This window comes from Beijerinckiaceae bacterium (assembly GCA_004564215.1).
Lineage (GTDB): Bacteria > Pseudomonadota > Alphaproteobacteria > Rhizobiales > Beijerinckiaceae > Methylocapsa.
This window is the reverse complement of sequence record CP024846.1, coordinates 2,894,673-2,920,559: the sequence shown is the minus strand read 5'-3', so window position 1 is coordinate 2,920,559 and position 25,887 is coordinate 2,894,673. Positions and strand designations below refer to the sequence as shown.

At 59.3% G+C, this 25,887-nt stretch carries 23 protein-coding genes; 15 read left to right on the top strand and 8 right to left on the bottom strand.

Translation table 11 applies throughout. The annotated features are described in order from the left end of the window. Window positions 1-18: 18 nt before the first annotated feature. Window positions 19-717: a hypothetical protein gene (locus tag CU048_13940; GenBank protein ID QBR72188.1), complete on the bottom strand. Its 699-nt coding sequence runs from the start codon at window positions 715-717 to the stop codon at window positions 19-21. 394 nt (window positions 718-1,111) lie between these two features. Here CU048_13940 and CU048_13935 point away from each other — a divergent pair, with 394 nt between their 5' ends. Continuing rightward, entirely contained in the window at window positions 1,112-1,573 is a 462-nt protein-coding gene (locus CU048_13935) for a hypothetical protein (protein QBR72187.1), read from the top strand. A 42-nt stretch (window positions 1,574-1,615) separates the two neighbouring features. Here the strand turns inward: CU048_13935 and CU048_13930 are convergent, their stop codons facing one another. Both CU048_13930 and CU048_13925 read right to left on the bottom strand, forming a co-directional pair. Then, window positions 1,616-2,449 carry a hypothetical protein gene (locus tag CU048_13930; GenBank protein QBR72949.1) on the bottom strand — a complete coding sequence of 278 codons (834 nt, stop codon included), beginning with the start codon at window positions 2,447-2,449 and terminating at the stop codon, window positions 1,616-1,618. Between the two features lie 228 nt (window positions 2,450-2,677). Beyond that, window positions 2,678-4,060, bottom strand: a complete 1,383-nt coding sequence (locus tag CU048_13925) for a tyrosine phenol-lyase (GenBank protein ID QBR72186.1) — start codon at window positions 4,058-4,060, stop codon at window positions 2,678-2,680. Between the two features lie 136 nt (window positions 4,061-4,196). Here CU048_13925 and CU048_13920 point away from each other — a divergent pair, with 136 nt between their 5' ends. The 4 genes from CU048_13920 to CU048_13905 all read left to right on the top strand — a co-directional run bounded on the left by CU048_13920 (window position 4,197) and on the right by CU048_13905 (window position 10,960). Further along, window positions 4,197-5,261 (top strand): hypothetical protein, encoded by a 1,065-nt coding sequence (locus CU048_13920; protein QBR72185.1) that lies wholly within the window; start codon window positions 4,197-4,199, stop codon window positions 5,259-5,261. Window positions 5,262-5,304: 43 nt separating this feature from the next. Then, window positions 5,305-8,565, top strand: coding sequence for a cellobiose phosphorylase (locus CU048_13915; GenBank protein ID QBR72948.1), 3,261 nt, complete (start codon window positions 5,305-5,307; stop codon window positions 8,563-8,565). 103 nt (window positions 8,566-8,668) lie between these two features. Then, the gene (locus tag CU048_13910; GenBank protein ID QBR72184.1) at window positions 8,669-10,393 is read left to right on the top strand and encodes a thiamine pyrophosphate-binding protein; all 1,725 of its coding nucleotides are present in this window, start codon (window positions 8,669-8,671) and stop codon (window positions 10,391-10,393) included. Between the two features lie 12 nt (window positions 10,394-10,405). Further along, entirely contained in the window at window positions 10,406-10,960 is a 555-nt protein-coding gene (locus CU048_13905) for a carboxymuconolactone decarboxylase (GenBank protein QBR72183.1), read from the top strand. 10 nt (window positions 10,961-10,970) lie between these two features. Here CU048_13905 and CU048_13900 read toward each other — a convergent pair whose 3' ends face one another. From CU048_13900 to CU048_13890, 3 genes are all read right to left on the bottom strand, one after another. After that, window positions 10,971-11,369 (bottom strand): hypothetical protein, encoded by a 399-nt coding sequence (locus CU048_13900; GenBank protein QBR72182.1) that lies wholly within the window; start codon window positions 11,367-11,369, stop codon window positions 10,971-10,973. A 66-nt stretch (window positions 11,370-11,435) separates the two neighbouring features. Next, window positions 11,436-12,608 carry an FAD-dependent monooxygenase gene (locus tag CU048_13895; GenBank protein ID QBR72181.1) on the bottom strand — a complete coding sequence of 391 codons (1,173 nt, stop codon included), beginning with the start codon at window positions 12,606-12,608 and terminating at the stop codon, window positions 11,436-11,438. A gap of 60 nt (window positions 12,609-12,668) precedes the next feature. Further along, window positions 12,669-12,911, bottom strand: coding sequence for a hypothetical protein (locus CU048_13890; protein ID QBR72180.1), 243 nt, complete (start codon window positions 12,909-12,911; stop codon window positions 12,669-12,671). A 42-nt stretch (window positions 12,912-12,953) separates the two neighbouring features. On the opposite strand from CU048_13890, the gene CU048_13885 reads away from it, so the two are divergent. From CU048_13885 to CU048_13875, 3 genes are all read left to right on the top strand, one after another. Beyond that, window positions 12,954-15,920 (top strand): hypothetical protein, encoded by a 2,967-nt coding sequence (locus CU048_13885; GenBank protein QBR72179.1) that lies wholly within the window; start codon window positions 12,954-12,956, stop codon window positions 15,918-15,920. Between the two features lie 199 nt (window positions 15,921-16,119). Further along, window positions 16,120-16,419 (top strand): hypothetical protein, encoded by a 300-nt coding sequence (locus CU048_13880; protein ID QBR72178.1) that lies wholly within the window; start codon window positions 16,120-16,122, stop codon window positions 16,417-16,419. A gap of 101 nt (window positions 16,420-16,520) precedes the next feature. Continuing rightward, window positions 16,521-17,945: a hypothetical protein gene (locus CU048_13875; GenBank protein QBR72177.1), complete on the top strand. Its 1,425-nt coding sequence runs from the start codon at window positions 16,521-16,523 to the stop codon at window positions 17,943-17,945. 42 nt (window positions 17,946-17,987) lie between these two features. Here CU048_13875 and CU048_13870 read toward each other — a convergent pair whose 3' ends face one another. After that, complete coding sequence (locus CU048_13870; protein ID QBR72176.1) at window positions 17,988-18,563, bottom strand: hypothetical protein; 576 nt, start codon at window positions 18,561-18,563, stop codon at window positions 17,988-17,990. 115 nt (window positions 18,564-18,678) lie between these two features. Between CU048_13870 and CU048_13865 the strand changes: the two genes are divergently transcribed. The 6 genes from CU048_13865 (at window position 18,679) to CU048_13840 (ending at window position 23,423) form a co-directional block, all read left to right on the top strand. Then, window positions 18,679-19,560 carry a polyphosphate kinase gene (locus tag CU048_13865; protein QBR72947.1) on the top strand — a complete coding sequence of 294 codons (882 nt, stop codon included), beginning with the start codon at window positions 18,679-18,681 and terminating at the stop codon, window positions 19,558-19,560. 194 nt (window positions 19,561-19,754) lie between these two features. Beyond that, window positions 19,755-20,462 carry a PA-phosphatase gene (locus CU048_13860; GenBank protein ID QBR72946.1) on the top strand — a complete coding sequence of 236 codons (708 nt, stop codon included), beginning with the start codon at window positions 19,755-19,757 and terminating at the stop codon, window positions 20,460-20,462. 119 nt (window positions 20,463-20,581) lie between these two features. Continuing rightward, entirely contained in the window at window positions 20,582-21,493 is a 912-nt protein-coding gene (locus CU048_13855) for a diacylglycerol kinase (protein ID QBR72945.1), read from the top strand. Beyond that, entirely contained in the window at window positions 21,490-22,278 is a 789-nt protein-coding gene (locus tag CU048_13850; protein QBR72175.1) for a metallophosphoesterase, read from the top strand. Before CU048_13855 ends, CU048_13850 begins: the two co-directional genes overlap by 4 nt. Before the next feature lie 174 nt (window positions 22,279-22,452). Continuing rightward, window positions 22,453-22,746: a GlsB/YeaQ/YmgE family stress response membrane protein gene (locus CU048_13845; GenBank protein QBR72944.1), complete on the top strand. Its 294-nt coding sequence runs from the start codon at window positions 22,453-22,455 to the stop codon at window positions 22,744-22,746. A gap of 71 nt (window positions 22,747-22,817) precedes the next feature. Continuing rightward, the gene (locus tag CU048_13840; GenBank protein QBR72174.1) at window positions 22,818-23,423 is read left to right on the top strand and encodes a hypothetical protein; all 606 of its coding nucleotides are present in this window, start codon (window positions 22,818-22,820) and stop codon (window positions 23,421-23,423) included. Between the two features lie 70 nt (window positions 23,424-23,493). Here the strand turns inward: CU048_13840 and CU048_13835 are convergent, their stop codons facing one another. Then, a complete protein-coding gene (locus tag CU048_13835) occupies window positions 23,494-24,357 on the bottom strand; it encodes a short-chain dehydrogenase/reductase (GenBank protein QBR72943.1) in 864 nt (287 codons plus the stop codon). Window positions 24,358-24,879: 522 nt separating this feature from the next. Here CU048_13835 and CU048_13830 point away from each other — a divergent pair. Further along, window positions 24,880-25,737 (top strand): porin family protein, encoded by an 858-nt coding sequence (locus tag CU048_13830; protein QBR72173.1) that lies wholly within the window; start codon window positions 24,880-24,882, stop codon window positions 25,735-25,737. Window positions 25,738-25,887: the final 150 nt, after the last annotated feature.

Here is a 25,887-nt window from a genome sequence, read left to right as displayed (position 1 = left end):
GCATCGCGCCATGTGAAATCAATACAGTGGCGATTCCGCCAGAGCTGATTGAAGGATAGGGATGTGCAGGTCGTATTTGGTCGTCACATCTTGAATCACCCTCGCCAGCCACGTCTCTGCCGCCGGGCTGATGTGGACTGTCTCGATCAGCGACAGTAGGTCTACCTCAATCGACAGGCCCGCAGGTTCGATCTTCATCTTGTAGGGTTGTGCATCCGGTGTACCATCCACCTCCCAGAACACAGCACGAAGCTCCCTCTCATGCTCAAACGACTTACGCTTGTGCACGATGAAGTTAAAGCCATTTGAAGCAGAAAATCCCTCAGTCTCGTAGTCTATGTAGTTGACTTCGCCAATGAAAACGCATTGCGGAAGGCATGACCGTAACCTTCGATAGGTGGACTGAATGCAGACGCCCTCGTTTGACCGCAGGTACAAATTCCACATGCCAGCTGACTCGTGTTCGTTCATGTGCCAGCAGCAAACAAGGTGTGTCCCGACCATCTTCTTCCAGACATAGCCCATGTCGATAATATGGTCGGGCACATCCTTATACGCTACGAGCGCGGGATCAGAGGTTTTGTTTTTAATAATATACTCTCGAGCGGCAACCATTGGCTTCGTAGATGAACCTTCAAAGGGATCTCCTAGCAGCGTCGCTCGCGGGAAAAATAAGGATCGCCGTTGCAGGATCGCGAGATACTTCGCGAGGTCCATATAACGCCAAATTCGCACGTCTTGGTTGGTAGGTGTCTTGAATGATTCGTGTTGAAGGTCTTCTACATCGGCCATGAGCCACCTCCGGCGGCGGTGTTACGATTAGGTGTTGCGCCGATTGGTTGCAACTCTCACAGCCGGTTCACGAAACCGCCGTGGGAAATTTGTGAGTCAATTGTCCAAGAAAATTGGGGCCAATTCACCACAGCAAAGTTCGCCCTGGAACTTTCCCGCTCTCCCGCTCGATAAATTCTCTGTAGACTGCTACGCTAAATTGCGCACAAATTCCCTACCGGCCGTCGTAAGGCCATCGTAAGGTTGCTGTATGCTAGAATAATTTAGAATGGATGACTCTTAGACGCGCTGCCCCATCTACGCCAACATATTGATAAATATGAGCTTCTTACGCAGCATCGACGTAGCATCGCTCTCTGGTAAGGACCTAAAAATGGCACAGGACCAAGCGCACACTCACCATACGCCCCCGATCAAGCTTTACCTGATTGTCTGGGGCTGGCTGTTTGTGCTGAGCACCTGCTCCTACCTCGTCGACTATTTCGGCTTCGAGAGCTATCTCAGGTGGTTCTTGATCCTGCTGTTCATGATCGTGAAGGCAGGCCTGATTGTTGCCGTGTTCATGCACATGGCCTGGGAGCGGCTGGCCCTGAAATATGCCATTCTGGTCCCCCCGGGGGCGGTGTTGGTGTTCGTGGCGATTATGGTCGCGGAATCCGATTACACCCATCTGACGCGCCTGATCTTTTTCGGACCCAGCGAGGCCAGTGCTCAGACGGAAACCGTCGAACATCCCAAAGAGCAAAAATCCGAGCTTAAGCTGCAAAAGGAAGCGGATTGACCGCTTCCTTTGGCTGACGCTTTCAGGCCCCCGCGCCTGAATTCAATTGCCCGACGAGACCGCGTTGATGTCTCGACCTGCCGGCTGTTCCACGACGCGGCGATAGAGGTGCCAGGTCGCGTGCCCGAGGATCGGCATGATGACGGCAAGCCCGATGAGCAGAGGCAGCGAGCCGATAATCAGCAAGGTGGAAACGATCACGCCCCACAGCCCCATGACGAGGGGATTGGTGGCCACGGCCTTGATCGAGGTGACGATGGCCGACACCGCGCCGACATCGCGATCGAGCAGCAGCGGGAAGGAAACGACGCTGATGCTGAACACGACAACGGTGAAGACAAAGCCGATGGCGTTGCCAAGGAGGATCAGGCTCCACCCGGCGGAGGTCGTAAGAACCTCCTTGAGGAAATCGAAATAGGAGTCCGGCGCCAGGGGACCGAAGAACCAGACATATAACCCCTTGGCCGTCGCCAGCCAGAGAAGGAAAATGCCCAGGAGCAGAAGGCCCACCGCCAAGATCGAGGGGATCGACGGCGAGCGCACCACCTCGAACGCATGGCGCCAGGAGGTGTCCAGACCGAGTTCCCGCCGCCGGCTCATTTCATAGAGGCCGATCGCCGCGAAGGGGCCGATCAAGGCGAAACCCGAGACGAGCGGATAAAGCAGGGGCAAGGCGTTCTGGCCGGAGGTCAGGGGAACGAGGCAGACACCGACAATCGGATAGATGAGGCCAAGGAAGACGACCTGCGAAGGCATGGCCCAGAAATCGTCAATGCCTTTCGTCAAAGCTTCCTTGAGATCCGCGAATTTGATATGGCGGATACTCGGCCGGGCCGGAGCCGAGTCCGGGCCGGCGATCACGTGGAAATGCACCATGGGCTGTTCCTCCTGAACCGGGTTTGAAGCGGTCTGCGCCACGCGAAACACCGAGCACCCTGCGGTAGATTACGCGAGGACTGCGAGCCTTTCGTTATACCCTATTTTCTAGATAGCGCTCTCCTTACAAACGTCCACTCAAGCTTCACTTTCACCGAAATTTTTAAAACAGCGCGGCTTAAGGCAATGTTGTTCGCTTGATCTTGCGTCGCACAAATTTGGGAGCCGCTAGCTTGCCGTCGACGCGGGTGCGAAATGTGCCGTAAAATGGCGCAGAAAGGGAGCCTGCTTCGTAATCCTGTAGGCCGAAATTGCCTCGCGCTTCTGCCAAACGAGTGCCAGCACTTCGATGACGTAATCGAAGTGGCTCTGCGTGTAGACGCGGCGCGGAAAGGCGAGTCGAACCAATTCCCGCGGAGCGGCGATTTCCTCCAGGCCGGGCCGGGCGCGGCCGAACATCACGCTACCCAGCTCCACGCCGCGAATGCCGCCTTCGAGATAAAGCGCGTTGACGAGCCCAATGCCCGGATAATCGCGGGGCTCCAAATTCGGGCAAAAAGCCGCCGCATCGATGAAGACCGCGTGACCCCCCGCCGGCCGCACGATTGGAATGTCGCGCGCGATCAGGCGGCTCGCCATGTATTCCACCGTCGCATGCCGGTAGTGCTGATATTCGAGTTCTAAGGCCTCCTTGAGTCCCACGGCAATGGCCTCGAGATCGCGCCCGGCAAGCCCGCCATAAGTCGGGAAGCCCTCGGTGAGAATGAGCATGTTGCGGAAATCATCGGCCCATTCCTCGTTGTTGCATCCGAAAAAGCCGCCGATATTGGACAGGCCATCCTTCTTGGCGCTCATTGTGGCGGCATCGGCGAACGAAAACATCTCCTGTGCAATTTCAATGAGGCTCCGGTCCGCGTAGCCTTTTTCATATTGATTGATGAAATAGGCATTCTCGGCAAACCGGCAGGCATCGATCACCAGCGGGATTCGATATTTTGTTAAGGTCTCTTTGACGGCTTTGACATTTTCCAGCGACACGGGCTGGCCACCGCCGGTATTGTTGGTCACCGTGATCATGCAAAAGGGGATGTTCTTTCCGGCCTCCGACTGGAGGACAGATTCGAGCCGGCCGATATCCATGTTGCCCTTGAACCGCTGCTCCGAATAAATATTCTGGCCCTCCTGCGTCAGCAGATCGACGGCCGTGGCGCCGACATATTCAATGTTGGCGCGGGTGGTGTCGAAATGGCTGTTGTTTGGGACCATATCGCCAGGCTTCAAACGCGTAACCGCGAGAATGCGCTCGGCCGCCCTGCCCTGGTGGGTTGGAAAAATATGCTTGAAGCCGGCGATCTCGCGCACCGTATTTTCGAACCGATGCCAGGAAGCGCTTCCCGCATAGCTTTCGTCTCCGAGCATCATGGCCGCCCATTGCCGGGCCGACATCGCGCCGGTGCCGCTGTCGGTCAAAAGGTCGATCGTGATCGTTTCCGCGTCGAGCAAGAAGACATTGTTATGCGCATTCGCCAGCCAAGCCGCCCGCTGCTCGCGCGAGGTGATCGGCAATGCTTCGGTCATTTTGATCCGGAACGGCTCGATGATCGTATGCATGAAGACTTCCTCAGGCTTTGAGACAGAACAATTGCCGGATCGCGCCAAGATACTAGACTTGGAATTTGGGCGCGGGCCAACCGATTGTCCATGACGCTGCGGTGCGACGTGATCCTGTCTGGAAGAGGCGACAATCATGGATTGGATGATCTACGGCGCGAACGGCTACACTGGAGAGTTGATCGCGCGCGAGGCCAAAACGCGCGGCAAGGCTCCGATCCTGGCCGGACGAAATGCCTCCAAGATCGCCGGTTTGGCCGGTGAACTTCACCTGCCCTCGAAAGCGTTTGCCCTCCAGTCCCCGCCCGAAATCGCGGCCGCCTTGCAAAATGTTGGTGTCTTGTTGAATTGCGCGGGACCTTTTTCAAAGACCGCGGACCCGCTGATCCGAGCCTGCCTTGCGACCAAGACCCACTACCTCGACATCACCGGCGAAATCGAAGTTCTCGAAGCGGCCCATCGCCTCGATGCGGAGGCAAAATCGGCGGGCGTTGTTCTGTGCCCCGGCGCGGGTTTCGACGTGGTCCCGACCGATTGCATTGCCCTGATGCTCAAGAAGCAACTGCCCGAAGCGACCGATTTGGCGCTTGGTTTCGAGATTGCCGATCGGCACATGTCCCCCGGCACCGCCAAGACAACCGTCGAAGGTCTCGGCAAGAGCGGAAAAATTCGCCGCGCCGGCCGGATCGTCGAACTTCCGATCGGCCAGGGTTCGCGGCACATTGATTTTGGACGCGGCAGAAAGCTGGCGATACCGATCCCCTGGGGCGATGTGGCCTCGGCCTATTACACCACCGGAATTCCGAACATCACTGTCTACACGCCCGTCTCTTCGGCATCGCTCAACGTGGCAAGGCTGATCAACGGCCTTGGATTCATCCTCCGGTCGCCATGGGTTCAAAATTGGCTCGTTGGGATGATCGAGAAAAACGTGAAGGGACCGGCGGCGGCAACGCGCGAGGCAAGCCGAACCTGGGTGTGGGGTGAGGCCCGCGATGCCAGCGGACAGAGCCGCGAGATGCGAATCGTCACTCTGAACGGCTATTCCTTCACGGTCCAGAGCTCTCTGGCCATTGTTGAATATTTGATGTCGAACGACCCGCCGCCCGGCTGCTGGACGCCGGCGCTGCTCATGGGAGAAAACTTTATTTTGAGCCTGCCGGGAACATCGGCGCTCGATCTGCCGCGGCCAATGGAGTAGGAACGATTCGGCGCGGTGGGCCGCCGAACCGGAAAGCAGAATGATGCCTTCGGGCCAGCGAAGTTGGAAGACGCCGCGCGAAAAGGATCTCGGCCTGCATTGGATCGAGAACCAAGCCGGCATGAGGATCGGCGTTCTGCCGAACGGCTGCCTCTTCTCAATCGAACATCGGCGTCCCGGCGGTGGGGCGACGATGATCAATCAAGTGCTCGGCTCTCCGATCGATGGGGGAATCGGTCGACTCTATTTGCGCAGCGGCGGCGAGCCGCCGCTTTGCATAGAGATCGTCGGGCCGAACGCCAGAGGTCTTTCCTTAGCCGCGAGCGACTGCTTCGTCTGGGAAGGCGAGACCGCCGGCCTTCGCCATCGCGCAACGCTGTCGCTGCATCCGAACGAGACCGCTTGGCTCTGGCGGCTGGACGTCACCAACAACGGCGCCGCAGCCCGCTCCTTGGATGCCATTCTCATCCAGGACCTTGGCCTCGGCGACCGAGGTTTCGTCATGAACAACGAAGCCTACGCCTCGCAATATATCGACCATTATATCGCCCGCCACCCGCATTGCGGCCCTGTCGTCATGAGCCGGCAGAACCTTGCGCAAGGCGGATGCCATCCCTGGGTGCTGCACGGTTGCCTTGAGGGGGCGAGCGGCTATGCCACCGATGCGATCCAGAGCTTCGGTCCGCCCTTTCGGGCCAGCAACGAAATCAGTTTTTCCGCCGGCGCGGACTTGCCGAGCGAGCGCCTCCAATATGAAACCGCCTGCCCTACAATCCAATCTGCGAAAATTGCGCTCGCCCCCGGATCGAGCACCGCATGGCGGTTCTTTGCACTTTACGATTTCAACCACGTCGAAGCATCAAGCGAGGCCGATCTCGCACGGATCGATGGGGTCACATGGCAGCAAGACACTTCCTCGAAGGCCAAAAGCTCCGACCCGGTCCGAAGTCTGATCCAGGAAGCGCCGCCTGCGGCCGCTGATCCAATCAGTGCGGCAGACCTTGCGCATCGCTATCCGAACCGGCTGCATGACGAACGGTTGAACGGAGAGCTTCTTTCGTTCTTCCTTTCCGATCCGCCGCACAATCGCCACGTCGTCCTCCGGGACAAGGAGCTGCTCGTCAAGCGCCGACATGGCGCGCTGCTGCGGTCCGGCCAAGCGATTCTGCCCGATGAGGCAGCGCTTTGCGCCACCTGCTGGATGCATGGTGTCTTCGGCGCCCAGCTGACGATCGGCAATACATCGTTTCACAAGCTCTTCTCCCTCTCGCGCGATCCCTACAACATTACCCACGCCAGCGGTTTGCGGCTGCTGATCGACCTTGGCGAAGGTTGGCGGTTGCTGGAAGTGCCATCGGTCTTCGAGATCGGTCTTTCCGACTGCCGCTGGATCTATTTTTTTGGCGAGCGGACGATCATCGTCCGCGCGATTGCTTCGGGCGACGACCCGGCGATGCAATGGCGCGTCTCGGTCGAGGGCGATCCCTGCAGGTTTTTGGTCTTTGGGCATGTGGTCCTGGGCGAGCGGGAGCTTGAAAGCGACAGCTTGATCGAGGTTGAGCCTGGTTTGAAACGCTTCTCCTTCCGGCCTGACCCCAACTGGTTTTGGGGCCAGAACTATCCCAATGCCGTTTATCATCTTGTCACCAGCACGCCCGGCGCCGTCGAAGCGCTCGGCGGGGACGAGCTTCTCTACATCGACGGGAAATCCCGCGGCGGCGCTTATTTCGCGCTTCGCACGCGGCCGACGCAAGAACTCTGTTTTGCGGTCGCCGGATCGATGACCGACGCAGCCGCCGCGTTACGGCTCGCCGAGAAATTTGAGCAAGGCGTCGAAGATGAGGCTCTGCTGGCCCCGGCCCGTCGTTACTGGGGGCGGGTCACCCGTCATCTTCGCATCACAGGCGGCGGGGACGAGGGTGCTGCCCTCAACACGATTTTCCCGTGGCTCGTGCATAATGCGATGATCCATCTGACGGTGCCGCATGGACTTGAGCAATATACCGGCGCCGCCTGGGGAACCCGCGACGTCTGCCAGGGACCGGTGGAATTCTTTCTGGCCTTGCACCACGACGAGCCGGTCAAGCAGATCCTGCGCATTGTCTTCGCGCAACAATATGAATCGCAGGGCGATTGGCCGCAATGGTTCATGCTCGAACCCTATTCGATCATCCAGGACAAGGTCAGCCACGGCGACGTCATCGTCTGGCCGCTCAAGGCTCTCAACGATTACATCGAAGCCACCAATGACCTAAGCTTTCTCGAGGAAAAAATCGCGTGGCGGCGCGAAGATACATTCGAGCAGACGGAGCAAAAGGAGAGCGTAGCCGTCCATGTCGAAAAATTGCTGGCTACCGTGCGCGCACGCTTCATTCCCGGCACGCATCTCATTCGATATGGTCACGGCGACTGGAACGATTCGCTTCAACCCGTCGATCCCAAGATGCAAGATTGGATGGTCAGCAGCTGGACGGTTGCGTTGCTGTTCCAACAGCTGAACCGCTATGCCGAAGTGCTGCGCCGGGCGGGTCGAGCGGGGGAAGCGAAGGCGTTGATCGAACTTGCCAGCGACATGCGTCTCGATTTCAATCATTTTCTCGTGCGCGACGATACGGTTGCCGGCTACGGCCTCTTCGAACCGGGCGGTGGAATGCCGAAGCTGCTGCTGCATCCGAGCGACACGCGTACGGGTCTTAAATATTCTCTGTTGCCGATGACCCGGAGCATTCTAGGGGGTCTGTTCACGCCGGAGCAGACGGAGCACCATCTTCGGCTCATCCGCGATCATCTGCTGTTCCCGGACGGCGCCCGGCTGATCGATCGGCCCGTCGCCTACCACGGCGGTCCACAGACCGTCTTTCAGCGCGCGGAATCGTCCGCGTTCTTTGGCCGCGAGATCGGTCTCATGTATGTTCACGCGCATCTGCGTTACGCGGAAGCCATGGCTGTTCTTGGCGAAGCCGAGGCGCTTTGGGAAGCGCTCCAACTCGCGAGCCCCTTGGCCGTGACGGACCGGCTATCCCAAGCCACGCTTCGCCAACGCAATGCCTATTTCAGCAGCAGCGACGCCGCGTTCACGGATCGCTACGCGGCCAGCGCCAACTATGGGCAAATCAAAGCCGGAACAATCGGCCTCGACGGAGGCTGGCGCATCTATTCCAGCGGTCCGGGACTTTATACCGGCATTCTGGTCTGCGACCTCCTCGGCCAGCGGAGACGCTGGGGCCAAAACGTGGGGCAACCCTTATTGCCTACGGCCTATAACGACGTGACGGGGGAGATGATCGTCGACCCGACGGTATAGGCAAATGCAATTCCTCCGCGCCAGTCGCGCCCGTTAGAATGCCCTTCTCACCCAACCCATCCCCCTACGCGACATCTCGCGCAACAATCGGCAGGAGTATGCGATGCGGCTCGGAACGGATTTTATCCTGAACGCCCTGGCCTCGGAGGGAATCGATCATTTGTTCATGGTTCCCGGCGGCTTAGTCGACCCGTTTCTTCCCGCACTGGGCAGACAGAAGGCGGTGACGCCAATCGTCGCCGCGCAGGAAGGCGGAGCCGCCTACATGGCCGATGGCTATGCGCGGGCGAGCGGAAAATTCGGCGCTGCTCTTTGCATTGGGGGGCCAGGCCTCTCCAACACCGTGACAGCGATCGCCACGGCGCAGACCGACGGCTCGCCGGTTCTTCTGATGAGCGGCGAAGTCAGCACGCTCGTCGAGGGGCTCGGCATGTTCCAGGATGCCAGCCCGCAAACGCTAGACGATGTGACGCTCATGAAGCCGATCGTGCGTTACTCCTCTTCGATCGACAATCCGAAAAATCTGCCGCATCTTTTCAAGCACGCCATGTTGCAGCTTCGGACCCGTCCGACGGGTCCTGTGCATCTCTCCTTGCCCAACGACTGCCAGGAAGACGAGTTGCCGGTCGATTATTGCAAAATCGATTCGGTTCTGTCCGACCCCTCGGTATTGTCGCTTGGCGCCGCCGAGACCTCCTTCCGACATTTCCTTGCTTCGAGCGGCGACAAACCGCCGGCCAAGATTGTGATCCTCGCCGGAGCGGGAGTTGAGCATGCGAACGCATCGCAACCGCTTCGGCAATTCGCGGAACTCTGGCAAATCCCAGTGGCGACGACCTTGAGGGCTAAGGGCGTCTTCCCGGAAGATCATCCCCTCTCCCTGGGGGTATTTGGTTATGCCGGCACCCATCATGCGCGCCTTGCCATCCTCGATGAACCGCCCGACCTGATGCTGGTTCTGGGAACCGGGTTGAATGAGCGGGACACCATGCATTGGTCGCTGGAACTCAATCCGGACCGGGTGATCTGCGTCAATCTGATGCCGGAGAGCATTGGCATGCATACGCAAGGTGGCGGCGTGGTTGGCGATTGCGGCGCCTATTTGAACTATCTGCTCGCGCGCAGCGACGATCTCCGGGCTCCCCTGCAGGCAACCGCGACGGAACGGGCGGCATGGCTGTCCGGCATTCGTTCACAGGAGCGCTTTCAAGATATTGAAAACTGCGCCAGCGATGCTGTTCCCATTCATCCGGCCCGCGTCATCGGCGATCTACGAAAGATGTTTCCCCGCGATGGGATCCTGCTCGTGGACTCCGGCGCCCATCGGGCGTTTGCGGGCCATTATTGGGACGCCTACGAACCCCGCACCTATATCTCGGCGACCAACCTCGGACCGATGGGCTGGGCGGTTGCCGCCGCGTCCGGCGTTCAATGCGCGCAGCCGCATCGCCGGGTCGCCGTGATCACCGGCGATGGATGCATGCGGATGAGCGGCATTGAGGTCGCCACCGCGGCCCGCTATGGCTTGCCGATCGTTTTCGTAGTCCTGAACAACGCGGCACTGGGCAATGTCTGGCTGCGGGCCCACACAATAGGTCCGGTCCCTGACGAGCTGACCAGACTGCCGGACCACGACTGGGCGGCTTTTGCCAAAGCTTTGGGCTGCCGCGGAGAAACCGTGCGCCGCCCTGGCGATCTCGCCGGCGCCTTCGAACGGGCGCTGGCTGGCGTCGGCCCCTGCCTCATCGATGTGAAAACTGACAAGGTCTTCAAAACGCCGGTGAAGGATTGGGTGGCGGCCAGCGCGGCCTTTTCCTATCATGAATAAACGGAGGCATTCATGGCCCAATTGCCGTTCGACCCGTCAAGACTTTCGCCATCGGATCTCGCCCTCTACAACAGCATGGTGGAGCGGCGCAAAGCGGAGGGCGCCGATTTCGGCGGGCCCTATGCCGCTTTGATGAATCATCCGCAGCTTTGCAAGAGGCTGGAGGAGCTCGGCTTCTATTTAAAATTTCAAGGCCATTTGCCCCGCGACATCTATCAGTTCATCGTCTTATGCGTGGCCCGAAGCACTGGCGCCGCGTTCGAATGGATCGATCATGTCAAGCATGCCGAAGCGGCCGGCGTCCCGCAATCCGTCATCGGCACGCTCCAAAAAGATGGGTTTCAAGAGGGGGCTTTCCCAGCACCTTACGATCTCGCCGCCAAGGTGTTGACCGCCACCTTGTCCTGGAAAGATGTTCCGCAATCTGTTCAAGACCAAAGCATTGCGCGCTTCGGTCTCGAAGGCTTCGTCGAGATGGTGGTTTTGTCCGGTTTTTACCAGATGTTTTCCGCTATCAATCAAGGCTTCGGCGTTTCCTTGCCGAGCGGCGCTGCCAAGCCCTTTTAGGCGTCTCGATTCAGGAGGGCTTGCATGTCAGCCTTGTCAGGCGGCTGTCGGGATGAATGAGGAACAAGTCGCCGGTAAAGCGAAAATATTCGCCCACGAATTTTCCTGTCTTGAACTTCAGCTGGATTTCGTTGTTTGCTAGGATCTTGGCCGCGTCCTGTTTGTCCGAGCCCGCCGGCCCGATCGTGACAGAATTCGTTCCCGCGATCTTGAGGGAAAAAGTTTCGGGCGTCGGAAATGGCCCATCCTTTTTGTAGCTATTTCCGCTGCAGGTCAGGTCGAGATCGTCCTCCGCCCGCGCATCCATCGCCGCGCCGAGGCAAGCGCATGCCGCGCCCACCAACATCCATTTTGTGAGCGTGCAAAACTGAAGTTCCATGAGATCACCCCTGCCTTTTGGAAACGCCATGATACGAGGCCAATCCTTAACTGAAAACAAAGTCGGCGCCCACTGCCGCCATTCGAGACGGCGCACTCACGCGATTCCATCCATCACTTTGACGATGTCATGGAGCGCCCGTTCGGGGCTGTAAAAATGCATCAGCATCTCCCGCCCCCAGGCCATGGCGGGGGACTGCACCATCATCAGGCGGGCGAGCTGGCGTGAATTCTCCTGCGCCGCGACCACTTTGGACTGCTGCCGACGCTGAAAAAGTTGCAGCGCCGCGGGCAGATGCGCGGCGTCCGTCCGCGACAGTTCATCGGCGAGCGCTGCCGCGGACAGCATGGCCATGGACGCCCCGACCCCCGCAGTCGGCAAGAACGCATCCCCGGCATCTCCTAAAAGCACGACCCGGTCCTGCGTCCACTCATCGACCCGCACGTCCATGAGCTTCCAGAAAAACGGGTCGGGGTCCCGTTCGACAGTATCAAGAACCGTCGTCGCCGTCCGGTCGCTCAGATGTTCGCGAATATATGCAAAAAAACCGGCGCGATCCTGTTCGATCTTTGCGCGGGGACCGGCGACCACCACTCCGATCTCGCCCTTGACCCCATACATTCCGATCAAGAATCCTGCGCCCCAATACTCCCGCATTGTCTCCGCCGGGAGCAGCGCCGAGGGTACCCACGAGACAAGGCAGCCCCACTGGGTATCGAACTCATGGATCTTTTCCGGCGGCAGGATCAGTTCGCGCACGCTCGAGTGGATCCCGTCGGCTCCGACAACAAGATCGAAACGTCCCACGGATCCGTCATTGAAGGTGACATAGGCCGCGCCGTCGAGGTGCGAAATCGACGACACCGTCGCTTCATACAGCACTTGTCCGGGATCGATCTTGCTGGCCAGCAGCGCGATCAGCTCCGAGCGCCTGAGGCCGACGATAGGGCCATACATGTCGAACAACGGGCCAAGGTCCCATTCTTGGATCTGCTCGCCGACCCCATTGCACAATTGGTAGCGCCGCGCGACGACACTGCTCTGAACGAACTGCGGAAACAGACCGAGCCCGTGCATGATCCGGCCGCCAACGGGATAAATCGCCAAATTATAGCCGGCGCTCTGGCTCGGCTTGCTACGCTCGACAATGACAGGCCTTTCACCCCACCGGTTCAGCAAGGCGGCCAGCGCCATTCCGGCGATACCTCCCCCAATGATCAGGGTTTTCAGGCGCCCGCTCGCCCCCGCCGTCGCTTCCGCCAAAGTCATGCTGCCTCCCTCCCCGACCAACCCCTCATTAATATGATTCGGTGAGGTTACGACGGATTTTCAAAGACCACATTGATCAAGCTTAACGATTAAGCCAAGCCCCATTCGTTTAAATCTGGAAAACCTATCATTTTCGGAACCTTCGCTCGTGGCAGCCATTTTGGGTTCAGAGATGTCGTGAGCTCTAACACCTAAGGCGGTAAAACAGATGAGCTCCCAACCTCTAGCCGGGGAAAAGTTTCTGTTAAGGGGAAGGTTCTTCGCGAGGGCTGTTGGACCGACGGTCTGGGTGGCTTCCCCCATTAAACCAAGCTTGACCGAAATCCTGATCAGCGATCGAAAGAAGTGCCGTTGCCAAATCCTTCAAATGCCTTCGCGGACAGTAACGCTCCCGCGTATTTCTTTGGCGACGGCGAATTGGGTGCGCTCATGCGGACCCATGACTGGTCGGCGTCGCCACTGGGGTCGATCGAGCAATGGCCGATGGCGCTCAAGAACGCGATCGCTCTGATGCTTCCGGCGCGAGCCCAAGTCGTCATTTTCTGGGGCTCGGACTATATCGCCCTTTACAATGACGCCTATGCGGCCACGATCGGCAACAAGCATCCGCGCGCATTGGGACGGCCGGCGCAGGAAAACTGGACCGAATTATGGGAAGATCTTGAGCCTCTCCTGCGCAGTGTGCGCATGAAAGGAGAGACCGTGTTCGCCAAAGACCGCCCCTTTAACATTGAGCGGCATGGCTACCGGGAAACCGCAGTGTTCGATATTTCCTATTCCGCAATTCGTGATGAAACCGGCACGATTGGCGGCGTGCTTTGCATTGTGAACGATACCACTGAACGGGTGCGCACCGAGCAGCGACTCGCATTCCGCGGTGAACTTGGGGATAGGCTGCGTACCTCGCCCAGCCCCGAGGATATGATCGCAACAACCTCCGAAGCACTTGGGCGCCATCTCCACGCAAGCTCCGTCGGCTTTTCGGAGATCGACGCCGAGGGCAATCAAGCACTTGTCGGTTGCAATTGGGCGGCGCCAGGTTTTGCCGGGGTCTCGGGCGCGTATACGCTGCAGGACTACGGCCACGGCATCATCGCCGAATTGCGGGCTGGTCGCACTGTATGGGTCAATGATACGGCGACGAACTGGCTGACCGAGGGTGCTGAAGCTGCCTACGCCACCATCGGCGCAAAAGCTTTCATTTGCGCCCCCATGCTGACCGATGGCCGCATGATAAGTGTCCTGTTCGTCTTGAACGAGCAGACGCGCGGATGGACCGAGGGTGAAGTCGCCATCGTCCAAGAGATCGCCGAGCGTTTGCGGACGGCGGTCGGCCGAGCCCGGGCCGAAGCGAGCCTGCGCGAGAGCGAAGCACGCTTTCGCAATTTCGCCGATAATGCACCTGGGATGGTATGGGTGACTGAACCCGACGGCTCTTGCAGCTATCTATCGCGATCCTGGTATGAATTCACGCAGCAGACGCCAGAGATGTGCCAGGGGTCCGGCTGGCTCGATGCGACGCATCCAGACGACAAGAGCGCCGTCGAACGCATGTTCCGCGAAGCCAATGCTCAGCGCAAGACATTCCAGATCGAGTACCGCTTGCGCCGAGGAAGCGACGAGTATCGTTGGGTTATCAATGCCGGTACCCCGCGATTTGGCGAGGACGGCACATTTCTCGGCCATGTGGGCTCGATCATCGACATCAGCGAGCGCAGGCAGATGGAGGTCGCCCTCGCGGATAGCGAACACCGGTTTCGTGCGGCCGTCGACGCGGTCCAAGGCATTCTTTGGACCAACAATGCTGCGGGTCTGATGGAAGGGGAACAGCCCGGCTGGGCCGCGCTGACAGGCCAGACCTATGAAGATTATCAGGGGTTTGGCTGGGCAGAAGCCATCCACCCCGACGATGTGCAGCCGACGATCCACGCCTGGAACGCCGCCGTTGCTGGGCGGCACACATTTGTTTTCGAGCATCGCGTGCGCCGGCATGACGGCGAATGGCGGCATTTTTTAATTCGGGCGATACCGACCTTGGATGCCAATGGCGTAGTCCGAGAGTGGGTCGGTGTGCACACCGACGTGACCGAGCAGCGGGCCGCGGAACGCGCCTTGCTTGAGCTTACGACAACTCTTGAAGATCGGGTGCAGGCGGCCACGGCCGAGCGCGAGATGGCGCTTGCTCAGCTCCACGAATTGCAGAAGCTGGAGATGATTGGTCGTTTGACCGGTGGCGTCGCTCATGACTTCAATAATCTCCTGACTCCGATCGTCGGCAATCTCGATATCATCCGTGGCAAGCTGCAAGGGGATGACCGGGGTCAGCGGCTTATTGACCGTGCCCAGCAATCGGCCGAACGGGCAAGGACTCTGATCTCGCGCCTGCTCACATTCGCGCGTCAGCAGCACCTTGAACCCCGCGCCGTCGACCTCGCGGAACTTATTTATGGAATGGGGGATCTCATCGCGCGTTCGACCGGGCCGCAAGTGAAGATCGTTCTCGACCTCGCCAGCAAGCTTAAGGCCGTTCAGGTCGATCCCAACCAGCTCGAACTTGCGATTCTTAATCTTGCCGTTAACGCCCGCGATGCAATGTCGGGCGGTGGAGAGTTGAGAATTGGCGCCGATGAAGTCGAATGGGCGACTGCCAACGGGCCGAAAAATCTTTCGCCCGGTCATTACATTTGCCTGCGCATCACCGATACAGGTTGCGGTATGGATGGCGAAACACTTAAACGCGCTGTCGAACCGTTTTATTCGACCAAGGGAATCGGCAAGGGAACCGGCCTCGGCCTGTCGATGGTCGATGGACTTGCAGCTCAATCCAACGGCGCCCTCGTCCTCGACAGCTTGCCGGGCCGAGGGACAACCGTCACCCTTTGGCTCCCTGTCGCGGGGGAGATCATGTGCGGTGCGTTGAAAGGCAGCGACGCCCCCATCGTGCACACCCGCCCCCTGAACATCCTGCTCGTCGACGACGAGGAGCTGGTACGGATGGGCACAACGGACATGTTGGCGGAGCTGGGTCACAAGGTTCATGAGTCGGCGTCAGGCCATCAAGCGCTTGAAACCCTGAGCCGAGAGGACGGAATTGACCTGCTCGTGACCGACTATTTGATGCCCGGCATGACCGGAGCGGAACTGGCGCGCAAGGCCCGCGCGATCCGGCCGGATCTGCCAGTGCTGCTTATTACCGGTTACGCCGATCTCGCCCAAGACGTCGGAGGCGGCTTGCCCCGTCTTGGCAAGCCCTTCCGCCAGTCGGATCTGGCCGCCAGGATCGCGGCCTTGACTGAAGCATCTAAGCCCTGAGCGTTGTCAAAGGCCATATTCGGCAAATTATCCGTGCGGCGATGGGTAATCCCGCCTAAACTATTGAACTCCCAAGCGACGGCCTCGTCGTCCGCCTTTGGCACGCTCAAAGTGGTGTGGACGGTTTGCAAAAAGGAAACTATGCTCCAGGCGCCGCTGCGCCCTCGCGAGGCGTCCTTCATTTCGGGAATCTTGCTTCATGGATGTGATGAGCTTCTTGAAGACAGTGCCCGCAGTGATCGGCGTGGCCGGCCTGTTGACATACTTTATGCGACCGCAGGAACCGGTCATCGATGATTTCCCGGATGTGTTGCGAAGCGCCCGCAACACCCTGGTTGTCCTCGCCTGCCTTGCTTTGATCGCGATCAGCGTTTGGCTGATCCGGCGTCCGGCCCCGCCGGATCACGACGCCACGCTGAAGGAAGGGCATTCCAGCCTTGCCCTCTTATGTTCCTTCGAGGATGGACGCGAATGCCTCATTGGGAGGCGCCGGACGTGAGGTTGACAGGCGCCCCGCCTTGCCCGGTCTAACCCAAACGGGTCTTGCGGGCGGCTGCCACGCTTATGAATAGTGAGATTTAACATTTTGTAGTATTTAATTTGAGCGGCGGCTCCGTCTGCCGGCGGAGCAATGCTGCAAAGCGTGCAATTTTCGAGGAAAATCGCGGAGACCTTATGCAAGCGACCGGGCATGATGCAATGGTTCGTTTGAGCGATCTTATTCGTCGTAATACGACACACACGTTCAACTTCCCAACTTGGCTCGACCGATTGATTTCCATCGGGATCGTGACCACGGATCCGCATGTCGCAGCGCGTCAGCGGTTCACGAATGTTGCCGCTTACGCGACCGCGGCGGCTTGCGCGTCGCATTTGGTCGTCACCCTCGTCTATGCCTACCGCGAGCTTGCGGTCGTTTACGCGTTTTACGCATTCATGACGCTGGCGTCTCTCTGGGTTCCTCGATTGCACCGGTGGGGCTCGAATACGGTGGCGATTACGCTGGTGTGCCTGATCATCTTGAGCGTGGTGGTCCTGGTTTCACTTTTGGGGCTGTCAAGCGGCCTGCAAATCTATTTGGTGCTTGCCGGGGCCATATTGTTCATGTTCGGCGTCGAGCAATGGCGGCTTTTCCTGGTGTTTTTCGTTGTGGCAAGCGTGGCTCTGGCCCTCTTGATGCTATTGGCGCCCGAACAGGGGCTTGTGTTCACTGCGGATATCAAACTGCGACAGATCCTGTCCAGTCAGGCGATGTTCAATGTGATCGCGATCAACGCTGTCATGATCTTCTATGCTTTAGTGGCACTGAGGCGAAAAGAATCCGAGCTCGAACAGCAGCACATCCGGTTGGAGGCTCTCGTCGAGACGGTGATGCCTCCTTCGATCGCGGCTCGCCTCAGGTCGGGAGAGGTGCGGATCGCCGATCGTATTGAAAACCTCAGCGTTCTATTCGCCGACCTTGTCGACTTTACCGGCGCCGCCCATAATTTGCCGCCCGGAGACGTGGTCGATTATCTCGACAGCCTGGTGTGCTCATTCGATAATTTGTGCGAGACCTATGGGGCAGAAAGGATCAAGACGATCGGCGACAGCTATATGGCGGTCTCTGGTCTGCGGGGCGACGGCACCGAGGGTGCCAATGCAATCGCACAGCTCGCTCTTGCGATGCTTGAGACGAGCGGCGAATGTCCGCCGCTCGGCTACCGCAGGCTGACCTTACGGATAGGCATTCATTGCGGGCCGGCGACGGCCGGGGTGATCGGCAGAAGTCGCATCGCTTATGACGTATGGGGCGACGCGGTGAACATTGCCTCGCGCATGGAATCGCATGGCTTGCCTGGGCGTATCCAACTTACCGAAGCCTTTCATTTGCTCACCGAACCCAGCTTCACGTTCGAGGAACGCGGAACGATACAATTGAAAGGCATCGGCGCCTATCGGACCTTCTTCCTCGTCGCGCCGCGCGCGGGAAACTTGCACTTCCCCGCGGGTCTGCACGCTCTAGGTTCGATCGCCCGACATTAAGATTTCCGGCGATCGCCAGGCCTGATCCCGCAGCTCGAACGATCAGTCGATCCGTACAGAAGGCGGCTTGTATTTCACACCGGAAATGCAATTTGCGTCCGGCACGGGACGGGCGACAACATTTTTCAACCAGCAGCGGCCCGATGGGCCTTGCACGCCGGGACGGACATAGGTCCAAGACGAGCAGATCTGATCCTCGCCGCAGGCGCTTTGGCATGTCGACCAGCTGTTGGTCTCGAAATTCTTGAAATCCGAACCGGGCCGATTGATTTTATCTTCCGCCCGCAGGTCGCGCGCCGAGATGAAACGGCGGGGGCCGGAGTCGCAGCAGGCGTCCTTTACGATGGCAGGCAAGGATTGCTTGAGCCAGCAACGCCCGCTCGGCCCTTGAATTCCCGGCTTGACCCATGTGTAGGCCTGGCAACGGGACTCGCCGCCGCAAGTGGTCCGGCACACCCATGCCGAGGGCGCGTCGAAATTCGCATAGTCGTGGCCCGGCAAATTTGTTCCATCGACAGCCAAGGCTGGCCCGGAAAACAGAATCAACATAATTGCAACGAAGCCAAAGCGCATGGGACCCCTCCGAGCAGCTACGAATCTTTTTTCCGCCATAGCCATCTTGGCATACAAAGGCGAGCCGCGCGATAGTCAACGTTTGCTGCACCGCAGTTAGCTGCAAACGATCTCCGACCCTCGGGATATATAGGCGGGTAAGTCAATGCCTCAAGAAGAAATGAACTCGCGCGATTTCATTATGAAGCGCCGCCCAAAGCTCGCGAAAATCACCGAATATCCAAAAATGGAATTTGCCGATTATGAGCGGCGTCTCACGACGCTGCAGGCGGTGCTTCAACTTATTCAGCAAGCCTATCTAGGAACATCGGAGCGGGCGCTGCTGGTCCTTGAGGGATGGGATACCGCCGGAAAGGGCGGCCTTGTTCGCCGCCTCGGCTGGGCTCTCGATCCCCGCAGTTTCAAGGTCCACCCGATCGCCGCGCCCGATCAGCACGAGCAAGCCCAGCACTACCTCCAGCGCTTCTGGCGGCGCTTGCCGACAAAGGGACAAATCGTTGCGTTCGACCGTTCCTGGTATGGCCGCGTGCTGGTCGAGCGCATCGAAGGCATCGCAACAGAAAAGGAATGGCGGCGCGCCTATCGCGAGATCAACGAGTTCGAACTGATGCTCACCGATTCCGGAATTCGCCTCGTCAAGATCTTTCTCCACATCACGCCAGACGAACAAATGCGCCGCTTCCGCGACCGGCTGTTCGATCCGGTAAAGCGCTGGAAGCTCTCCTATGAGGATTTCCGCAATCGCACCCGCTGGTCGGACTATGAGGCGGCGATCGAGGATATGATCGAGGAAACCTCAACGGACTATGCGCCCTGGTATCTCGTTCCGGCGAACGATAAGCCCTTCGCCAGGGTCGCGGCGTGTCGCATCATTGCCGACCGGCTCGGCAAGGACGTGTCGCTGGAGCCGCGTCCGGTGGACCCCGATCTTCTCAAGGAGGCGGCGCGGGCACTGGATCTCTCCGCTTCGGATATCGAGCGCGCCTCTCACCCGCCCAAAGGCAAGGCGAAGTTGAAGCGGAAAAAAAGCGAGGAGTTTTAATCGCCCTCGGTTTGTCGCGCCGCCCAGATACGCGCGGCGGCGATTTCACTGGCGCCCGGATGCATCGACAACAAGCCCGAGCCGCCTATATTTGCAAGGCCATCGCTTGATATTTTGTCAGCATCGGTCACGCCATGACTCGCTGAATCGCCAGTCATCGTCGGGAGGTTCACGTGGACAGCGCGCAGGCTTCAATCGGTTTCAGGCTGAAGTCGCTATGGGCGACGATCGACCGATTTGGCTTTCAACCCGTCATCGCTTTCTTTTGCGTCTCAAGCGCATTTCTGTTCGCCCATATTTTAGAGGAAGTGCGGGATGGCGACACCACCGCCTCGGACCACGCGATCCTGCTCGCATTTCGTCGCGCCGACGATCCGTCAACGCCGATCGGGCCATCCTGGCTGGTACAATCGGCCATCGACATTTCCGCATTGGGCGGGACGACATTTATCACTCTGTTGACCATTGCCGCGGCCGGATTTCTGGCGCTCCATAAGCGCTGGAGACGGATGTTCACTTTGATCAGCGCCGTCGGCGGCGCCGCTATCCTCAGCAGCACAATCAAGTTGAGCCTGCTTCGCGAGCGCCCGGCCATCGCGGCTCATCTCACGGAGTTCTGGAGTTCCAGTTTCCCAAGCGGCCATGCAATGGTTTCCGCGGCCGCCTATTTGACTGTCGGGATGATGCTGGCCAGCACACAAGAGACCAAGCGTGCGCGAATTTATCTGGTATCCCTCGCCGTGGGCATGACCGTCCTGATTGGAGTTACGCGAATTTACCTCGGCGTGCATTGGCCCTCGGACGTGGTAGGTGGCTGGTGCGCCGGTGCGGCGTGGGCACTGTTGTTTTGGGTGTTCATGCGGCGAGCCGCGGAATCGAAAGAAAACGAGGCCGGCGCATAAGCCTTTAGCCCCCTTGCCGCTTTTCAAGGGAACCGAGACCCTTGCCCGGCATTCTCCTTTGCATGAATCAGCAAATATTCTCCGAGACCACGACTGCTCCGCCGACCGCTGGCGTCCGGATTCAACGTGTGGAAGCCATTGTGAACGTCGCTGGGGGCCGCGTCGAATCCGGCGCGGCGGAGGAGCTCGAGGCTCTTGTCGCAGAGTTTGGCATCGCGGTTCATGTCGCGAGCGTGGAACCGAAAAAGATCGAAACGGCGGTGCGCCACGCCGTGTCAGCCGATCCCGACCTCGTCGTGGTCTTGGCGGGGGACGGTACGGCTCGTCTGGCAGCGCAATTATGCGGCGCTCACGGCCCCTTGGTCGCGTCCTTGCCAGGGGGGACCATGAATGTGCTGCCAAATGCGCTTTACAACGGACTTTCCTGGCGCGAAGCCTTGAAGGCCTCCTTGAGCGACGGCAGGATCAGGCCCGTGGCGGGCGGCGTTGTCGACGGACAAGCCTTTTACGTTGCAGCTATTCTCGGAGCGCCGGCACTCTGGGCGCCGGCTCGGGAGGCCGTCCGCAACATGGAGCTGAAGGCTGCATGGGATAAGGCACGCCACGCACTGTCACATGCGTTTTCCCGCAAACTCCATTTTTCCTTGGATGATGGGCCAGAACTCAAGGCTGAGGCTCTGGCGGTCATGTGTCCGATGGTTTCCCGTGCGTGCGAGGATGAGACGGCTTTCGAGGCCGCAGCGCTTGATCCGCGAGGCGCCGCCGATGCATTCCGTCTCGGGGTGAATATGCTGCGCGGCGAATGGCGCAGCGATCCGGCCGTGCTCGCCGATCGGTGCCTGCGTGCTCATGCCTGGGCGCGGCGGCCTGTCCCCTGTATCCTTGATGGCGAGATGCACGTGCTCGGGCGCAGGGTGGAAATTGAATTCAAGCCGACCGCTTTCCGTGCTTTGGTTCCGGCGGGCGAAACGAACCCAAACCACGGGCCTAGCACCTCGGCAAGCGGCCCTGAAAGCGCTTCAACCCGTTGAGCGTGCGTCTCGTCCATCTCAGCGATATTCATTTCGGAGCGGAAAATCCTATCGCCACGGAGGCTGCGATTTCCGCGACACGCGCTCTTTCGCCCGACGCCGTGATTCTGACAGGGGATCTTACCCTTCGTGGAAGGTCGCGCGAATTCAAGGCGGCGCGCAATTGGTTGTGTCGGTTGCCAAGGCCCCTTCTGGTGACCCCTGGCAATCATGATACGCCCTATTGGAATCTCATGCTGAGGACGATGGCCCCCTTCGACCGCTATCGCCGCTATGTCGCCCCGTTGAGTGAAACTAAGATCGACTTGCCTGACCTCGTTGTGCGGGCGGTGAATACAGCGCGCGGCGCGCAACCGAGACTCAATTGGTCGAAGGGCGCGGTGAACTTGGCCGCAATCCGTCAAGCCGCCAGCGAAATGAAGCGGACAAAGGCCGCGCTGAAAGTCTTGGTCTGCCACCATCCGCTGATCGAAACCGAGTACGTCGCTGTTTCCGGCGGCGTGCATCGCGGCGAGGCCGCTGCGCTATTGCTTGCCGATGCCGGGATCGACCTGATCCTCACCGGCCACGTCCACAATCCATTTGCCGTTCTTCTCCCCTACCCCGGTGGCATGACCTATGCCGTTGGCGGCGGAACTCTTTCGCTGCGCACGCGGGGAACCCCAGAGGGATTCTCCGTCATCGAAGCGGATGCGGCTAGGATCAAAATTTCGGCGCTAAGCTGGTCCGGCTCTGCCTTCGAGCCCTTCCTGTCCTGGTCATTGCCACGCCGTTCATGCTGTTGAATCAAACATGAAAAGCAGCGGCGTGACTTCGCGAAATCTACATTTTGCTGCTGGCTTTTTCTTGGAAACCAATCCACCCGCTCGGCAATTTCTTGACGGTAGCAGGCTCGCATTCCGAAACTTGCGCCCTAACTATGACCGAGGCGCTAACCCAAGGAGATTATGGTGTCGAACATCATCTGGATCATCGCGATCGGCTTCATCGCCGGTATTATTGCCCGTATTATTTCGCCCGGTCCGAATACCGTGCAGGGCTTTATCCTGACGACGCTTCTTGGAATTGCGGGAGCGTTCGTGGCTACCTTCATTGGTCAGACCATCGGTTGGTACCGCCTCGATCAGGGCGCGGGTCTCGTCGGCGCGACCATTGGGGCCCTGCTCGTGTTGTTTATTTGGAACCGGCTTTCGACTCACCGCGTTATTTCTGACCCAGGCAATACGGGCGCACCACCGCGACGGTGGCTCTAGGAAACGCCAATTTACCTCAGCAGCACATATGCGTCGGTCATATCCCGAAGGCGGGGAATCAGGAGATACTCATGGGACTGCGCGATATCTTTATCGGCATGATGAACGGCCCTCGCGGACGGCGTCAGCCCACCACGAGCAGCAGCGGCGGCGGGATGTCGCCCATCATGATAGCCCTCCTTGGTCTTCTCGCCTATAAGGCGATGAAGGGGAGCGGCGCTCAGGCTGCCCCTCCCCCCGTTGTCCCCAATTCCGCTGGTGGGCTCAGCGACATCCTGGGCGGGCTATTGGGCAGCGGCGGCAGATCGGCGCCGCCGCCTCCGGCGCCCAGTGGCAACCTTGCCGACATGATACGGGAAAGATTTGGCGGGGTCCTTGGCCCGGCAGCCGGCGGCGTTCTGAGCGGCGGGCTCGGCAATCTTGTCAATGATTTTCAAAAGGGCGGACTGGGACGCCTGGCGCAATCTTGGATCGGCACCGGCCCGAACCAGAATATTACGCCGGCTGACTTGGAAAAAGTGCTGGGCAGCGAGGCGCTTGCCGCATTGAGCCAGCGGACGGGCCTCGGCAAGGAGGAATTGCTGGCCTCCCTGGCTCAGCATCTGCCCGAGCTGATCGATCAGCTCACGCCCAAAGGTCGGCTCCCGACCCCGGAGGAAGCCGCCCGGATGGCCTAACCGCGGAGCGGTTGCAGCAAAAGTAGGACAGGGCGGAGACTTAAAACTCCGCCTTGATTGAACCGAGAAGTCAGCCAAGTTTCCCCGACATCACAAAACGGGTCACCCTGTCCACCAAGCGATCGGGCACCAGCGCGCGACCGAACGGGCCAAGTTTTGCGATGAAACCGACGCTGTAGCGTGGGCGCGGACGCGACACCGTACTCGCCTTGAAAACAACCCTCGCGACATGCTCGGCCGTCATGACGCCGAAGCCGCCCGGTGTGAGAAATCTGTGCATCCGCCGCGCAAGATTTTTCTTGAACGGCCTATAGGGGCTGCCCTCGTCCCTATTCGGGATAGTCCTTAGGAGCGTTGCCTCGAAATGTGTCGCAATCGGCCCCGGCAGCACGTTCACCACGTCGATGCCGAAGGGTTCGACTTCGGGGCGCAGCGCATCGGCAAGAGCCTCGAGGGCGAATTTGCTTGCGTGATAGGCCCCGCCGCCGATGATGCTGACGCGACCCGCGACGGAACTCACGGTGATAATGCGACCCCTTCCCGCGCGACGCATACCCGGCAATACCAGCTGAGACAAACGCATCGCGCCGAAAACATTGGTCTCGAACTGTCGCCGCATCGCCTCGAGCGATATTTCCTCGAGGGGGCCGTATTGGCCATAGCCCGCATTGTTCACGAGAATACCGACCGAGCCGAATTGCTTCTCGATTGTTTCGACCGCGGCCTGCCGGGAGACTTCATCCGTCACGTCGAGAGCAAGAGTCCGGCAGCCGGCGGCGCGCAGCTCTTCAAGCGTGGCAGGATTTCGCGCGGTGGCGAAGGTCACAAAGCCGGCAGCCTGGAACATGATCGCCGCGGCGCGGCCGACACCGGTCGAGCAGCCGGTGATGAGAACGGGGTCGCGCGCGCGAACCTTGGCTTGAACGCGGGTCATCATCATGCAGAAGGCCTGAGTTACGCCAGCCGGAGGGCTTGATCATCTGAGTTCTGCTTGCCGCATCGACCGAGGCCGGCGCGACCTTCAAATCCCCGCGTACCACTGATAGGCTGCAGAGTCCTCCCAATATCCGGCGTTACATCGAGAGGCGACCGAAAAAAGGGAGAGGCCTTGAGGGGGCGCACAATCGATGTAATCCGCTTCCCTCTCGAATCAGCAGATATCGAATTCATCCCAAAATGCCTTGGACCTGGCATCAGATTGCTGAAGGCTTCGAACAAAAGAGGGGCAAGTGAAGCGGATGGCGCCGATCTTATTTTAAGTTTTGCTGACGGCCACTCTGTTCCTCGGCTCGTTCGCAATTTGCTTGGTCGATCCGGCCCCGGTCTTCGTTATTCCCGTCAGTTGCACCGCCGCCACAGTTGTTCAAAAAGCAAGTGTTCAAAGACGGAAAAAGATTGCTGGCCTTCAGAAAGGGCGTAGCTTTGTCAGAATTCACGCTCCCTTAAGGAGAGGCTCATGTTCCGTAAAGTCCTCATGGCGGCGGCTGGTGCCGTTGCCCTCACTGGATCGGCGGCGCTAGCGGCTCCACCGCAGCCCGTTCCGTTGTTCAGCTGGACCGGCCTCTATCTCGGTGGTCAAATCGGATACGCCTGGGCAAACGATGCCGCTAATGCGACTTCGTTCGTTCCTGGGACGCCTGGAACACCCGGGACGCCTGGGACGCCCGCCGTACTGGTTCCAAACTGCGATTTCCCTCCTGGGAGCCCGCAATGTATCCTAACCCCGGCAGTCCCCGCGACGCCGGGTACCCCAGGCACCTCCGCGCTATTCCTCTCCGCCCCATTCGGCACAAAACCGCAAGGGGTGATCGGCGGCGCCCATGTCGGATATAATCTGCAGATCAACCAATGGGTGATTGGTCTTGAAGGCACGGTCGACGGAACGAGCGTGAGCAAGACAGTTTTCATTCCCTTCGGCATCACCTCGACAAACCGCGAGCAGGTTCAAGGTTCGATCCGCGCCCGCGCCGGCGTCGCGTTCGATCGGGTCCTGTTGTACGCAACCGGCGGCGCCGCTTTCACCGGCATCAAGAACACCTATTCGTTCGGCCTTGCCGGCCCCCTGTTCCTCAACGAGAGCATTTCGAAAACACGCGCCGGATGGACGGTCGGCGGCGGTCTCGAATATGCGGTCACCAACAATTGGTCGGTCAGGGCCGAATACCGCTATTCCGACTTCGGCAGCACCACGGACTATCCGTTCGCGGCTTTGTTTGCGCCCATGGGCGGCCTCCTTTCCGTACGCCATCATTTGACGCAGAACCAAGTGCAGGTCGGCTTCAGCTACAGGTTCGACACTTTGGCTCCCTATTAAGCCGCCCAGGTCTCAGTCTCGACTAATTTCCAACAGTACAATTGGAATGGCCGGGTTATCCGCTAATAAAAGTCCCCATGTGCGGACGCTTCACCTAGAGCTACACGTGGCGTGAGCTGGTCGAGCTTTACCGGCTGACCCAGCCGGCGC